Genomic DNA, 14094 nt, shown 5'->3' with positions numbered 1-14094 from the left:
CACAGGGGAGGGGAGGGTTTCGTGGTTCGTCATTCCGCCATACGCGCCGGGTTCGCCAGGCCTCGGCCTGGGTCGGCCGCCGCCGTCATGCTGGCGCTTGCGCTTGCCGGGCCCCCGCGGCGGGCGTCCGGGACCGCCGCACTTCCCTCCCAACTTCCCGACAGCACGTTCTGGCGCTTGGTGACCACGATGTCGGAGCGAGGCGGGGATTTCCGGCCAGACCACCTCGTGTCCAACGAAACGGATTATGAGCGTGTGATCCCGCGCCTGGTCGCCACCACGCCGCGGGGTGGGGTCTACCTGGGAGTCGGGCCGGAGCAGAACTTCACGTACATCGCCGCCTTGCAGCCCCGCGTGGCGTTCATCGTCGACACGTGCCGGCAGGGCATGCTGCAGCACCTGATGTACAAGGCGCTATTTGAAATATCTAATAGCCGGGTGGCGTTCGTGTCGCGGCTGTTCTCGCGGCCGGTGCCGGCCGACCTCGGCCGCTCGGTGGGCGTGGATTCGCTGTTCCGGGCCTTTGCCGCCGTGCCGGCGAGCGCCTCGCTGCGCGACAGCACGCTGCGCGAGATCGACGACCGGCTCGTGCGGGTCCACGGATTCGCGTTGTCGGCCGACGACGAGAGCGGCATCGCGTCTATGTTCGGATCGTTCTCCACGATCGGACCCACGATCACCTATGCGGGCGATCCCCGCGGTGCCCGGCGTGGACGGTGGATGCCGGGGTTCGCCGACGTGATGATGGCGACCGACGGCGCCGGCCGGGCGGACAGCTTTCTGGCCAGTGCCGCCGGGTATCGGGTGATCCGGGCGCTCGAGGTGCGCAACCTCGTGGTGCCACTGGTCGGGGGCTTCGGCGGGCCGAAGACGCTGCGGGCGGTGGGGGACTATCTGCGTCGTCACGATGCCACCGTCACCGCGTTCTATACCTCGAACGTCGAACGGTCTCTGTTCCAGAATGACACGAGCTGGCGGCGCTTCTTCGAGAACGTGGCGACCCTTCCCACCGATGCATCCAGCACCTTCATTCGTGCGGTGTTCGGCGGTTCTGGGTTTGGCGGCCGGTTTGGCGGCATGCGGGAGGAAACGCGGCTCACCCCCATCGATCCTGTGCTGGCCGCGTACCGCGACGGACGCGTCCACAGTTACTGGGGCGTGATCGCCCTCTCGCGCTAGCACGCCGGCGGTCACGGGAGGAGGCTGACAGGGTCACGCGAGACGCGCGAGCCACCCTCGCGAAATTGTGGTCCCGCGCGGATGCATTGGGCCGTTCAGTCGGGCAGCTTCCCGCCGGCTGCGCCCCCCGTGCCCCTGGGGAACCCCCTGTTGCCGTCCATCCTGGGATTCAACCCCATCATGAACTGGGACCACCTGAGCGCCGGCAGTGGCGCGGGCGGTGGGGCTGGGCGTGGAGGACGGGGCCGCGGACGGGGTGGGGCGCAGTAAGCGCGGCGGAACTGCCGAGTTGGGCGAACGGCCCGCGTCCCACGACGCCGGCCGTGTCGCGTGCCCGCTCGACGCGGCTTGCCGCTATGGTCGAATGGGACGTCCGGCGGCGAAGTCGTACAGCGTGAGCTGCCGTAGCTGGTAGTACGCGGTCCAGTAGCCGCGCAGAGCCTGCACGTACTGCTGGAGCGCCTGGTCCTTGTCGTTCTGTGCGATATAGAGGTTGTCGATATCGATCTTGCCTATGACGTATCGCTCATAGGCGACCTCGAAGCGTTTGGAGGCGACGGTGTCAGCTTTGGCCGAGACCATCAGATTGCGCGCTGCCTGCGCAACGCTCAGCGCCGCGAACCGGGCGTTCTGGACGGTCTGCTCCCGCATCGCCCGCGATGTGGCGGCCACGCGATCCTGATCGGCCCGGGCGGCCTGGACGTCGGCCGAGTGGGCGCCCCACTGCACCAGCGGTACCTGGATGCCCAGCGAAAACTGCTGCGCCTGGAGCAGGTTCGAATACACCGAACTGGGCCCCGACCCGCTGGCGTTGAACCCGAAGCTCGCCTGCATGCTGGCCCCGATTCCCGTGGCCAGTTGTGCCTGCGTCACGGCCCGGCGGGCCTCCACGTCCTGCAGCGCCAACCCGGCGATCGCCGAACTGTTGCGCAGCGCCTCGGTGACCGCCAGCGTCGTATCGAGTTCCACCTTGGGCACGTCGGATGTGACCGCGATGGTCACCGCCGTGTCGGCCGGTACGTTGATCGCCAGGCGGAACGCGGAGAGCGCGCGGTCGAGGTCGAGCTTGGCGCCGTCGAGCGAGGTACGGGCGCGGAGCAGAGCCAACTCGCTCTGGAGGAGGTCGTTCTCCCCGATCTTCCCGACCTGGAAACGGCCCTTGTTGAGCGTGTACAGGGTATCGTTCACGGCTGCGTTGTGGGCCGCGTTGGCCTCGGCCATCTGCGCCGAGTAGAGGTCGAAGAACGCGCCGGTGGTCTGCTGAGCTACGGCCTCGCGCGCCTCGGCGTATTGGCGCCGGGAGATCTCGATGGTCAGATCCTGTACGCGGGCGTCCCACTTCATCGTGTTGGGGCGCAGGATGTCCTGCTGCAGGCTCACCGTCATCGGGGCCGACGACCACGTGCGCACCTGTTGGGCGCCCGTCATCTCGAACCGCTGCAGCGATGACGACACCGTGAGGCTGCCACCGGTGAAGGGCAGTTGCTGCGAGACGGTGACCCCGAGTTGGGACGTCGTCTGTTGCAGAGGGGTGAACAGCTGTGAGCCGTCGGGCTGGATCACCGGTACGATGGCGCGGCTGTAGTTGGGCACCGTGCCGCCGAGGGAGATCTGCGGGAGCAGCCGCTCGCCAAAGGCACGGTTGCGCGCCCGGGCGGCGACCAGCGTCTGCCGGGCCGCCTGCGCCTGGAGTCCCTGTCGCTCGGCCAGGGAGATCGCCTCTTGGAGCGTGAGCGGATGCTGGGCGCCGAGCGGCGGGGCCGCGGCGAGGATCGCGGCGCAGAGCACGCCGCCGAGGCGGTATCGCATGGTGGGCATGGGCTACTCGTAGCGGAGGCAGACGACCGGATCCTGCTGGGCGGCGCGCCACGCGGGCACGATCCCGAACGCCAGGCCAACGGCGAGGGAAACGCCGAAGGCCAGCAATACGGACAGCGAGGAGATCGACGTCTGGATGCCGGCGAAGTGCTGAATGCCGCCGCTGATCGCGGCTCCGACGACGATCCCTGCGACACCGCCCGCGATGCTGATCAACAGTGCTTCACTGAGAAATTGGAACAGGATGTCGCGCTGCGTCGCGCCGGTGGCGCGCCGCACCCCGATCTCCCGGATGCGCTCGAGCACCGAGGCGAGCATGATGTTCATGATCCCGATGCCGCCCACGAGCAGCGAGATCGAGGCGATGGCGCCGAGCACCACGTTGAAGATCGAGCGGGTGTGCTGCTCCTGGCGGAGCAGCAGCTCGGGCACCGTGATCTCGAAGTCCACCACGGTGTTGTGGCGGCGAGTGAGCATGCGGCGCAGCAGGTCGGCCACGGCCGGCATGTAGCGGCTGTCGTCCACCCGCACGATGATGCGGTCCAACTGGTTGTGGTTGGACTGCTCGGCGCGCGTCGCGGCGTCAGTCGTGTCGCCGGCCTGGGTCACGGTCACCTGGCGTGACGCCGCCTCGATGTCCTGCTGCGTGAGAAGGGCGCGATTGCGGTAGCGGACGAGCATCGTCTTCGTGGGCACGTACACGTCCATGTTGGCGTCACGAATGCCGAGTTGCTCCGACGTCTGGGCGCTCACCGGCCGGTCGGCCAGAACGCCGACCACGGTGAGCCATACGTTCCCGACCTTGATCGACTTGCCGATCGGATTGGACGTGGTGAAGAAGCGCGTGCGCACTCCCCAGCCGATGATCGCCACGGGACTGCCGTCGGCCACCTGCCCGTGCGCCCACCCCGTGCCGCTGGCGATCCCGAGGTTGAGCAGGCGGAAGTAGCTCGAGTCCACCCCCACCACCTTGCCGGAGCGGCGCAGCCCTTCGCGCGTGAGCGTCGTGTTGAGCACGATCTCGCCGCTCGTCGCTTCCACGTGCGGCACGACGTCGGCAATCGCCTGCGCGTCCAGCGCCGTGAGGCCTGGCGAGAAGCGCTTCGGCTGCCGCTCGGCGTCGGCGGCGTCGGTGGCCTTCTCCTCCTTCTGAACGACGATGGGGGTGACGATCACGTTGTTCGAGCCGAGCAGGCGCAGTTGGGCGATGATCTCCTGTTCGGCGCCCCGACCGATGGCCAGCATGGCGATCACCGACGCCACCCCGAACAGGATGCCGAGCGAAGTGAGTCCGGCGCGCAGCTTGTTGTGGCCCACTGCCTCGATGGCCGTGCGAAAACTGAACAGTACGTGCGCCGTGATCTGCGAACGTAGCGAGGCGAACCGGTTCCGGTTGGCCGGCATCGACTCAGTTCCGCGGCTTGGTCGGCGCCGACGCCGGCTTCTGGGGCAGGGCGGTGTCTCCCCGCGGGGGTGCTGCCACGGGGCTGGTGGCTCCGGCCAGGCGTTGCAGCCGCAGCGTGGAGCGGTCGGCCGGTGGATTGAGCAGCACCGCGTCGCCCTGGGCCAGTCCGCGGGCGATGATCACGTCGTCGTCATTCATCGCCCCCAACTTCACCTCACGCTTCACCACCCGGGAGCCGGTCTGTTCATACACTACGGGAACTCCGCTGTCGCTGCTCACCGCTTCGATGGGCACGAAGTTGGCACCCGTCGTATCGTACGTGGTGATGGCGTTGCCCGTGGTCATGCCCGGCCGCAGCGTGGTATCGGGGTGATCCACGTTGATGTGCACCTCGAACACCTTGGCGTCCGAATTGGGGCGTTGCTCGCCCACGTTGGCCACGCTCGTCACCGTGCCGGGGAGCGCCTTGGACGGGTCGGCATCGAGCGTGATCGTCACCTTCTGGCCCACCGCGACTTTGCGGACGTCGATCTCGTTGATGTAGGTGACCGACTCCATCTGGGTGAGATCGGGCAGCGTGGCAACCGCGCCGTCGAACGGGTTGACCGTCGAGCCCACCGTACGCTTCTTGCCGTCCCATTCCTTTACGTAGATGACCATGCCGGGCGCCGGGGCGCGAATGGTGAAGCCGGCCATCACCGTCTGCACCATGGCGAGTTGGTTCTTCTGCCGGGCCAGATCGGCCCCGACCTCGCTCATTTTGGCCTGGGCCTGGAGCGTCTGCGTCTTGTAGTCGGCCTTGGACTGGGCCAGGGCGCGGTCCGCCTGCTCGTAGTCAATTTCTACCTGGCGCTGGATGCTCGGCGCCTCGTAGATCGATTGCTCCTTGATGATCTTCTTCTGTTCCAGCGCCAGTTCCTGCGACCGTATGTCCTCGCGCGCCTTCGAGAGCGTGAGGGTGGAGTCGAGCATCGCCTGTTCGTAGTCGGCCTGTGCCTTCTGCACGGCGAGTGTGACGTCGGCCAGCTTGGGCGCGACACTGGCCCGGTCCAGCGTCGCCACGACGTCGCCCGTCTTGACGAGCGAGCCCTCGGGCACGAGGGTGGCGATCTTCATCTGGTAGATCTGCGCCTGCATGGCCTCCTGCGGCACGCTGATCTGCACGAACTTGCGGGCCCGCAGTTCGCCGGACGTCGTGACCAGCACGCGAAACTCGCCGTGCTGCACCTGCGCGATCAACGCGGGGTCGGCGTGTTTTTCATTGCGCGCGAACACCCAGGTGGCAGGCGCGCCGAGCAGGACCACGACCACCGCAGCGATGAACCAGCGAGAGCGGATGAAGCGCATAGCGACTCCACCGACAGGGTACGGGGACGGAAATGGCCTGCTTACACGGTCAGCGGATACCTGGGCGGTGCCGGTCGCATCACCGCGACGGTTCGACACCGCGAACGCCCTGATCGTTTCTCGCACGGAGCCGCCGACCCGCACATCGGAGCCGCGGTTCCGCCCGGCGCCAATATGCGAGGCCCCGGTGTCGAGCGCATCATCATTCATGAAGTCGTAATCAAGTTGTCCTGATCCGCTAATGATCGGGCGGGGTCGGGACGTTGTCCGATTCCGGTCTGGCCGGCGCGCCGTACCGGGTGCTGCGGCTCTCGAACTGGTCTGAAGTCACGATATTCAACGTGCTCCCATTCAATGGGTTGCGGAGCTTCTCCCTTACTGCGCGCCGTCGATTGGCCCCTTACATTCCCGTCGCTTCCCGAACCTTCGGCGCGCGACGTCCAGGGCTGATCCCCCCGTCCGCCGCTTCCGCCGGCCCCTCGCTCTCACCGTCGACGCCGACATCGAGCGCGCCATGCGATCCGCGATCGCCATCGTCACCGTAGCCCTGCTGGTTGGCTGCACCGATCGTCCAATGCCCACCGCCGTTCGGGTCGACGCCGATGCGGGGCGCGGCCCGGCGCGGCCGGGACAGGACAAGATCCCCAACGACACCACGACGCCTGATCTCACCCCGGTCATGTCCCGCGTCGAGGCCGCATTCTCACCGTCGCTCACCCAGATCGCCATTCCACCCGACGGATTCTCGGCCGCATCCGACGCCGTCCATCCGGACGTGGCGTGCGGCGACAGCACCTGGAACGGCGCGCGGTGCTGGATCACCTACACGCCATACCTCAACTCCGACCCCACCTGGGAAAACCCTTCGTTCCTCGACGCGGGATCCGACACGTCGTGGATGCTGCCGACCGGCGTCCGGAACCCCGTCATCGGCTGGCCTGGTGTCGGCGCGTACAACTCCGATCCCGACCAGGCCTTCGATCCTGGGACGGGGAGGCTCGTCACGTTCTATCGCCGGGTCGACGGCGTGTATAACAATATCCTAGTAACGTCCAGCGGCGACGGGCGAACCTGGACCGAGCCGAAGCTGGCATTTCGTGAACTGAACCACAACGCAGTTTCGCCTGCGGTCGTATTCGACGCTGGGCGCCACGCCCACATGTGGTACGTTAAGTCGGGGATCGGCTGCACCGCGAGCACGACCAGCGTGCGCATGCGGACGGCGAGTCCGGATCCCGGCCAAGCGTTCGAGGACGCCGTCTGGTCGCCTTCTGTCGGCGTCCAGATGTCGCAGCCGGGCTTTGCCATCTGGCACATGGACGTGACCGCGCTCCCGCGGGGAGCCGGATTCGTCGCCCTGCTGGCCAGCCACCCGAGCACCTCCGACTGCGCGTCCAACGACCTGTGGCTCGCCATCAGCCCCAACGGCCTGAAGTGGCGCGTCTTCCCCGTGCCGATTCTGTGGCGCGCGATGGCGGCTGCCAAGAGACTTGGTATCCGCACGTGGTACCGGGGCGCACTGCGCTACGATGCGCGCAATGACATGCTCCACATCTGGCCGTCGGCGCTCAACGTCAACAACCGCTGGAACGTGTATCACGCGCAGGCCAACTTCAGCAGGCTGTTGCGCATACTCATGGCGGCCACCGCGGCTGACCAGCCGTCGGCCGATCTCCACACTGCGAGCCGCGTGCCGGCGACCATCCGAGCGCACATGCCGTGAGCTTGCAGATTGAGGGTACGCGTGGCAAGCTTCCCAGCGCGTTCCTCTTTCAACGGTGAACTCCCGCATGTCCGCAATTCGATCGCGCTACCGCCCACTGGCGAGCGCGTTGTTGGCCCTCGTGGCGTTGGCGCCGTGGGGCTGTCGTCGAGCCGGCACCAAGACCGCCGGCGCCTCCGGAAAGACCATCGGGGTCTCGTTGCTCACGCGCGAGGACGAGTTCTACCGGCAACTCGAAGCCGGCCTTCGCCAGGCCGCCCAGGCGCACGGCTACAGGATCGTCCTCAACTCGGGCGACCGTGATCTGGCCAAGCAACAGTCGCAGATCGACGACTTCATCGTGCAGCATGTGGACGCGATCGTGGTCTGCCCCGTCGATTCCAAGGGGATAGGGCCGGCCATCGAGCGCGCGAACGCGGCCAAGATCCCGGTGTTCACCGCGGACATCGCGGCTGACGGCGGCCAGGTGGTGTCACACGTCGCCTCCGACAACGTGGCCGGCGGTCGGTTGGCTGCCGAGTACATCGCCAAGCTGATCGGCGACAAGGGCAACGTTGGCATCATCGGGGAACCAGACGTGCAGTCCACGATCGATCGCGAAAGCGGGTTCAAGGACGCCCTCAGCGCGCATCCCAACATCCATCTGGTGGCCGATCTTAATGGATCGGGGACCCGCGACCACGCGCTCAAAGCGACCGACGACATGCTGCAGGCCCACCCGCATCTCGACGCGATCTTCGCCATCAACGATGAGTCGGCGCTCGGCGCGCTGTCCAGCGCGGAGTCCCACCACGCCAAGCTCGTCATCGTCGGCTACGACGCCGGCGCCGAAGCCCAACGCGCCATTGCCGGCGGCACGCAACTCAAGGCCGACGTGGCGCAGCAGCCCAAGGTAATCGGCGAGGAGACCATCGACGCCATCGCGGACTTTCTGGCCGGCAAGGCACCGCCGGCGCGGATCGCCGTGCCGGTGCGCATCGTCGACGCCGATTCGGTGCGCGCCATGGCAGCCGGCACCAAGCCGTAGGCGCGTGGAGCTCGAAGCTCGCTCGCTGGTCAAGCGTTATCCGGGGGTGCTGGCGCTGGACGGCGTGAGCATCGCCGTGCGCGGCGGCGAAGTGCACGCCGTGGCCGGCGAGAACGGGGCCGGCAAGTCCACCCTGATGAAAGTCCTGTCCGGCGCCGTGCAACCGGACGCCGGCACGTTGGTCATCGATGGCCGACCCGTGCGCTTCGAATCGCCCCACGCCGCGCACGGCGCCGGCATCCGCATGATCCACCAGGAATTGAGCCTGGTGCCCGAACTGTCGGTAGCCGAGAACGTCTTTCTCGGCGCCGAGCCGGCTCGGCGCGGCGTGGTGGACCGGGAGCGGCAGGAGCACCTGGCGCGCGCCGTACTCGAGCGGCTGGGCCAGGGGCGGCTCGATCCGCGGGCCCGCGTGGCCGGGCTGCCGCTGGCGGCGCGTCAGATGACCGAGATCGCCAAGGCCGTGGCGGCGCGTGCCCGCGTGCTGATCATGGACGAACCCACGGCGATCCTCGCGCAGGAGGAGACCGACGTTCTCTTTCGCGTGATCGCGCAACTGCGCGATGAGGGCGTGGCGGTCGTCTACATCTCGCACCGACTCGACGAGATCTTCCGCATCGCGGGCTGCGTCACGGTGCTGAGGGACGGGCGGCTCGTGACGTCGGCGCCGGCGGGCGAGCTGACCCGCGCCGACGTCGTGCGCCTGATGGTGGGGCGCGAGTTGGCAGCGGGCTATCCACGCGGGGCGACCGTGGCGGGGCCCGAAGTCCTGCGACTGGAGGGGGTGACGTCGGGACCGGTGCGCGGCGCGTCGCTCGCCCTCCGCGCCGGCGAGATCGTGGGGTTGGTGGGGCTGGTCGGGGCGGGGCGCACGGAGCTGGCGCGCGCCATCTTCGGGGCCGCCGCGCGGCGCGACGGCCGCATGTGGCTGGACGGGCGTCCGTTCGCGCCGCGCACGCCCCGCGAGGCGATCACCGCCGGCGTGGCGCTCCTCCCCGAAGACCGGAAGCGGCAGGGGCTGGTGCTCACGGCGGCTATTAGAGATAACGTATCACTGCCGTCGCTTCCCGCGTTCGCCCGGCACGGCGTGGTCGACCGGGGGCGCGAGCGGGGGGAAGTGGCGCGGTGGATCGAGGCCCTCGGCGTCCGCACCCCGTCGCTGGACCGCCCGGTCGAGCAGCTGTCGGGGGGCAACCAGCAGAAGGTGGTCCTCGCTCGCTGGATGCTGCGCCACGCGCGCGTGCTGCTGTTCGACGAACCGACCCGGGGCATCGACGTGGGCGCCAAAGCCGAGATCTACGCCCTCATGCGCCGCCTGGCCGACGAGGGCGCCGCCATCCTGATGATATCCTCCGATCTGCCCGAAGCCCTCGGCATGGCCGACCGGCTGTTCGCCATGCGCGACGGCCGCGTCGTGGGCGAATTGGCGCGCGCCGATGCCACCCCCGATCGCGTGGCCGCGCTCATCCTCGGCGAGAGTGCGGCGGCATGACCCGCCCCACCGTGCGCTGGCAGCGCCTTACCGACTACATGCTGGTCGTGGCCACCCTCGCCGAAGTGGGGGTGTTCGCCGCGATCGCCCCGCGCTTCTTCTCGATCGGAAACGCGGTGAACATCGCGCTCAGCATCGCCGTCACGGGCATCCTCGCCGTGGGGATGACGGCGGTGATCCTCACCGCGGGCATCGACCTCTCGGTCGGATCGGTGGTGGCGCTCACCGGCGTGACCGGCGCCATGGCCGCCGCGCATGGGGTGATGCCGGCCACGGCCGCCCTGGTCGTGGCCGTGCTCGTCGGTACCGCCACCGGCGTGGTGAACGGCACCCTCACCGCCTATCTGCAGGTTCCGGCGTTCGTCTCGACGCTGGCCATGCTCACCGTTGCGCGAGGCGCCGCGTTCATCGTGTCGAGTGGACGGAGCATTGGCGACCTGCCGTCGTCGTTCGGCGCGCTGGGCGGCTCGGTCGTGCTCGGCGTCCCGGCCCCGGTGTTGGTGATGGCGGCTGTGATGCTCGTCGGATCATTCGTGCTGCGCCGCACGGTGTTCGGGCGACACATCTACGCCATCGGTGGCAACACCGAGGCGGCCTGGCTGGCCGGGGTCGATACCAAGCGGGTGATCTGGTGGGTGTACGTGCTCAACGGCGCGCTTGCCGGCATCGGCGGGCTCACGCTGGCGTCGCGGCTGGGTGCCGGCGTACCCAATGCGGGGCAACAGTATGAACTGGACGTCATCGCCGCGGTGGTCGTGGGCGGGGCGTCGCTGTTCGGCGGGCGCGGCACGATTGCCGGCACGCTGTGGGGCACGGTGTTCATCGGCGTGCTCACCAACGGACTCAATCTCGCGAACGTCGATCCCTACGTGCAGAAGATCGCGCTCGGCGTGGTGATCGTACTGGCGGTGATCGGCGACGAGATCAGTCGGCGGAAGCGGGCGGTGGGATAGGGCGGAACACCCGCCGTATGAACCACACCACCAGCGCGACGGGCAGCACGACGAACACGATGAACTTGAGCGCCAGGATCGTGAACAGCCCCACGGCAATCAGCAGGACCACGGGAATACCCAGGATCGCCATCGTGAAGAACGGACGCAGGGCGAACAGACGCAACAGGGCGGCAATCATGGGGCAGCACTCCGCGAGAGGGGAACGATCTCCCTACGAGTTCACCCGGCCGCTGAGTTTCGCAACCCCCGGGCGGATCCCCCGGCGCTCGCCGCCGCGACAGGGCCTCAAGGGGTCTCGATGCGCCCCTCGGCTACGGCGTCCCACCCGCTGGCGTGCTTGACCACTTTGTACACGCGCTCGAACTGCAGCCGTGAGATTCCGACGCTGGTGGGTGTCGAATAGCGTTGCACGACGAGGTACACCTCCATCGTGTCCGCCGGGAGGCGCAGGATCTGCGAAAACCGCACGACGTAGCCGGCCAGCGGCGCCCGGCAGTGCGCCACCGTGAACGAGCCCTTCGCGACCGCCGGTTCGCACGTGCCCTGCACGATGCGGCTGTCGAGTAGTCCGTTGCGCAGCGCCGGCCCCAGCGGTTCGCCGCCCGCCAGCCCCGCCGTGCGGGGCAGGAAGCGGGGATTGAGCAGTAGGTAGAGCGACGGATCGCCCACGGTGAAGGCGCCGCCGACGGCTTCCTGGTAGATCGCCACCTGGTCGCGAACCGGCAGTTCGGCCACGGCGAGGCCTTGCCCGCGCACGTACGCTTCTTCGGGGCGTGGGCCGCAGGCGAACGCCGAAAGGCCGACGATGCCGAAGGCGGTCGCTCGAAAGAGGCGATGCATGGGGTGGTCTCCGGCGGGGGGAGCACGCACTAGGGGTTCGTACACAACGGAGCCAGGCGTTGGGCAGCTAGGCGCTTTCGCCACACCGCAAATGTAACGCGCCGTTCAACGTCCCGTCATGCGTCTGCCGCGATCGTCGTCGGGCCGAGTCGCCGCGTCTGGCTGGCGCGCCATGATGGGCTCGAACGGGGCCTCGCCGTCGCGCAGCCCGGCCGGCGCGCGTTCCGCTAGCACGTGGGTGATGAATCGTTGGCCTTCCGCGACGCGCTCCACTTCAACGGCGATGGCCCCGACAGCGGATTCCAGTCGCTCCATGCGGGCGAGGCCGTCCTCCCAGCGGTCCGGGCTGATCCCGACCACGACGCGCTCCCGGTCGCGCCGCCAGAGCCGGCGGACCCACAACAAGGCGAATGGGATCAGCATCGCCACGGCGATCAACCCCGTCACGTCGCGGACAAGGCCCTCGTCGATCGATCCGATGATCGGGGGTGCCGCGGTCGTCTGGCGGAAGTTCGCGGGAATGCTCGCCAGCGCCTTCCCGTTCTCGGCAATGTCCGTCTCGATGCCGAGGATGCGGCTATCGAGAAAGGTCACCTGGGCTTGCAGCCCCGCGCGGTCCACCGCGCCGGGATCCTGAAGTTGCCGGGCGAGCGCGTCGCGTCGGTGCTGCGCCGAGGCGAGCTGCGTGCTGAGTTCACCGCGGCGTGCGACGAGCGCGCGCACTTCGGACCGTGTCATGGGAACGGGCACGGTTACCGGTGCGCCGTTCGGTCCTGGGACCACGATCTGCGTCGGCAGTCCTGACGGGTTGTTGGGGGCTGGCGCCTGGATTGGCATAGCCAACCGTACGGATCGTACGCCGCCGGGTTCCAGCCCGAGATGGCGCGGCGCATGGCCACTCCCCGGGCTCGGCTCGTCCGGAGAGTGGGCCTGCGCGACTCAGCTAATTCAACGTTATCGTCTGCATCATCCCGTGCATGAAGTGCGGCTTGCCGTCCTTCGCGTCGGGCACGAAGCAGATGAGCAGGTAGTTGCCTGCCGTCAGATCGGCCGAGTAGTACGTGGTATTGCCGGGGGCCTCAAGCGCCGCCCCACCGAGCGGGTCGCCCGGCGGCGGACCTTCGGGCTTGTTGAGCCAGGCGAGCAGATCGTTGGCGGTCTTTCCCGGGGCGAGCTTCACCATCTCGAGTTCGTGGGGCTGCGTGCCGCCGTTGGTGATGGCGAACGTGTGGTGGCCGGTGCTCAGGGGTTTGGCGAATTGGAAGGTGTAGTCCACGAGGGTGATCGAGTCGTCAGCCGCGGGCGCTGCGGTGGCGACCGTGCTCGGCGTGACGACGAATGGGTGAAACATGCCTTTCATGAAATGGGGCACGCCGCCTGGCACGTCCACGAAGCACAACATCACGTAATTGCCGGGCGTAAGCAGCACCGTGCCGTTGGACGACGCGCCGGGCGCGGGTGCGTTCGGCCCCCCCAAGGCCACGGCCCAAGCGGGCATGGGACCGGGGTGCGCGAGGGCGGTCACGAGGTCGGTGGCCGTCTTGCCGCTGTCCAGGCGTATGATCGTGCCGTGGTGAATCCCCGGCCCGTCGTTGACTAGCGTGAACGCCACGTAGCCCGCGGGAACCGAATCCGGGGCCTGGTACGCGAAGTCTTTGGCATGGACGGTGACGACCGTGGGTGCGGCGGCCACCGGGGGCGGCGGGGGGGTCTGGTCCTTCTTGGTGCACGCCGCGGCCACGGTCAAAGTGGCAGCGAGTGCAGCGAGCGGGAAGGGGACTCGCATGGCGTGACCTCCGAAAAAAATGGTGGGGATGGGGCCGGGGGGGCTGGAAGACCGGAGACAATCGCGCAGATCGGGCCGCGCGTCAATGGGCGTCCTGAGCGCTCGCGCGCCGTTGACGGTGCGGGGCTTGGTCCGCAAGTTGTGACGTCGCAGGAACCGCAGACGGGCGCTGGGGTCTGACCTGCGACGTGATGCGGGATCCCCGTGTGGCTCCCCGAATTCCTCGATCCAGGACTGGCTTCGTGCTGGCGTGCAGTGGATGGGCCCGTCGTACGCTGTTGACGGTGGCGGCCGTTGGCTTCCCGGCGGCGCGGGCGGCCGCGCAGACGGTGGTCGGCGCCGACACGACCGATTCGGTCGACGCGCTCCGCGCGGCCGCATCCCCGCCGTTGTTCACGCGGCGCGACGCTTGGATGGCGCTCGGCTTCACGGCCGCGACCGCCGCGGCGCTGCCTTTCGACCAGATGGTCGCGGGCAACCTCCAGCTTCCGGCCAACCAGAACGAGCCGGGTCTCGTTCGC

General features: G+C 68.3%; 13 protein-coding genes. 6 read left to right on the top strand and 7 right to left on the bottom strand.

The window, feature by feature from the left end:
• The first annotated feature begins 21 nt into the window (after positions 1 to 21).
• A complete protein-coding gene (locus tag VNF92_03410) occupies positions 22 to 1179 on the top strand; it encodes a hypothetical protein (GenBank protein ID HVA56911.1) in 1158 nt (385 codons plus the stop codon).
• A 354-nt stretch (positions 1180 to 1533) separates the two neighbouring features.
• Here the strand turns inward: VNF92_03410 and VNF92_03405 are convergent, their stop codons facing one another.
• Genes VNF92_03405 through VNF92_03395 form a run of 3 tightly spaced genes read right to left on the bottom strand, consistent with a single transcriptional unit; the run spans position 1534 to position 5749 of the window.
• Positions 1534 to 2997 (bottom strand): TolC family protein, encoded by a 1464-nt coding sequence (locus VNF92_03405; protein HVA56910.1) that lies wholly within the window; start codon positions 2995 to 2997, stop codon positions 1534 to 1536.
• A gap of 3 nt (positions 2998 to 3000) precedes the next feature.
• A complete protein-coding gene (locus VNF92_03400) occupies positions 3001 to 4401 on the bottom strand; it encodes an ABC transporter permease (protein ID HVA56909.1) in 1401 nt (466 codons plus the stop codon).
• A 4-nt stretch (positions 4402 to 4405) separates the two neighbouring features.
• Positions 4406 to 5749, bottom strand: a complete 1344-nt coding sequence (locus VNF92_03395) for an HlyD family efflux transporter periplasmic adaptor subunit (protein HVA56908.1) — start codon at positions 5747 to 5749, stop codon at positions 4406 to 4408.
• Between the two features lie 514 nt (positions 5750 to 6263).
• On the opposite strand from VNF92_03395, the gene VNF92_03390 reads away from it, so the two are divergent.
• From VNF92_03390 to VNF92_03375, 4 genes are all read left to right on the top strand, one after another.
• Positions 6264 to 7472, top strand: a complete 1209-nt coding sequence (locus tag VNF92_03390; GenBank protein ID HVA56907.1) for a hypothetical protein — start codon at positions 6264 to 6266, stop codon at positions 7470 to 7472.
• Between the two features lie 67 nt (positions 7473 to 7539).
• Positions 7540 to 8499, top strand: coding sequence for a substrate-binding domain-containing protein (locus VNF92_03385; protein ID HVA56906.1), 960 nt, complete (start codon positions 7540 to 7542; stop codon positions 8497 to 8499).
• A 4-nt stretch (positions 8500 to 8503) separates the two neighbouring features.
• Positions 8504 to 9991, top strand: coding sequence for a sugar ABC transporter ATP-binding protein (locus tag VNF92_03380; GenBank protein HVA56905.1), 1488 nt, complete (start codon positions 8504 to 8506; stop codon positions 9989 to 9991).
• On the top strand, positions 9988 to 10944 hold the full coding sequence (locus VNF92_03375) for an ABC transporter permease (GenBank protein HVA56904.1): 957 nt from the start codon (positions 9988 to 9990) through the stop codon (positions 10942 to 10944). Before VNF92_03380 ends, VNF92_03375 begins: the two co-directional genes overlap by 4 nt.
• Here VNF92_03375 and VNF92_03370 read toward each other — a convergent pair.
• The 4 genes from VNF92_03370 to VNF92_03355 form a co-directional block, all read right to left on the bottom strand.
• A complete protein-coding gene (locus tag VNF92_03370; protein HVA56903.1) occupies positions 10916 to 11125 on the bottom strand; it encodes a hypothetical protein in 210 nt (69 codons plus the stop codon). The genes VNF92_03375 and VNF92_03370 overlap by 29 nt on opposite strands.
• 107 nt (positions 11126 to 11232) lie before the next feature.
• Positions 11233 to 11787, bottom strand: a complete 555-nt coding sequence (locus VNF92_03365; protein HVA56902.1) for a hypothetical protein — start codon at positions 11785 to 11787, stop codon at positions 11233 to 11235.
• A gap of 105 nt (positions 11788 to 11892) precedes the next feature.
• Positions 11893 to 12525: a hypothetical protein gene (locus tag VNF92_03360; protein ID HVA56901.1), complete on the bottom strand. Its 633-nt coding sequence runs from the start codon at positions 12523 to 12525 to the stop codon at positions 11893 to 11895.
• A gap of 205 nt (positions 12526 to 12730) precedes the next feature.
• Positions 12731 to 13573 carry a hypothetical protein gene (locus tag VNF92_03355; GenBank protein HVA56900.1) on the bottom strand — a complete coding sequence of 281 codons (843 nt, stop codon included), beginning with the start codon at positions 13571 to 13573 and terminating at the stop codon, positions 12731 to 12733.
• A 242-nt stretch (positions 13574 to 13815) separates the two neighbouring features.
• Between VNF92_03355 and VNF92_03350 the strand changes: the two genes are divergently transcribed.
• Positions 13816 to 14094: hypothetical protein (locus tag VNF92_03350; GenBank protein HVA56899.1), on the top strand; the 279-nt coding region annotated here is incomplete at its 3' end.

Source organism: Gemmatimonadaceae bacterium (assembly GCA_035533015.1).
In the GTDB taxonomy this organism is placed as follows: domain Bacteria; phylum Gemmatimonadota; class Gemmatimonadetes; order Gemmatimonadales; family Gemmatimonadaceae; genus JAGWRI01.
The sequence above is the reverse complement of the archived record's forward strand: the minus strand, read 5'-3'. Positions and strand labels throughout refer to the sequence as shown.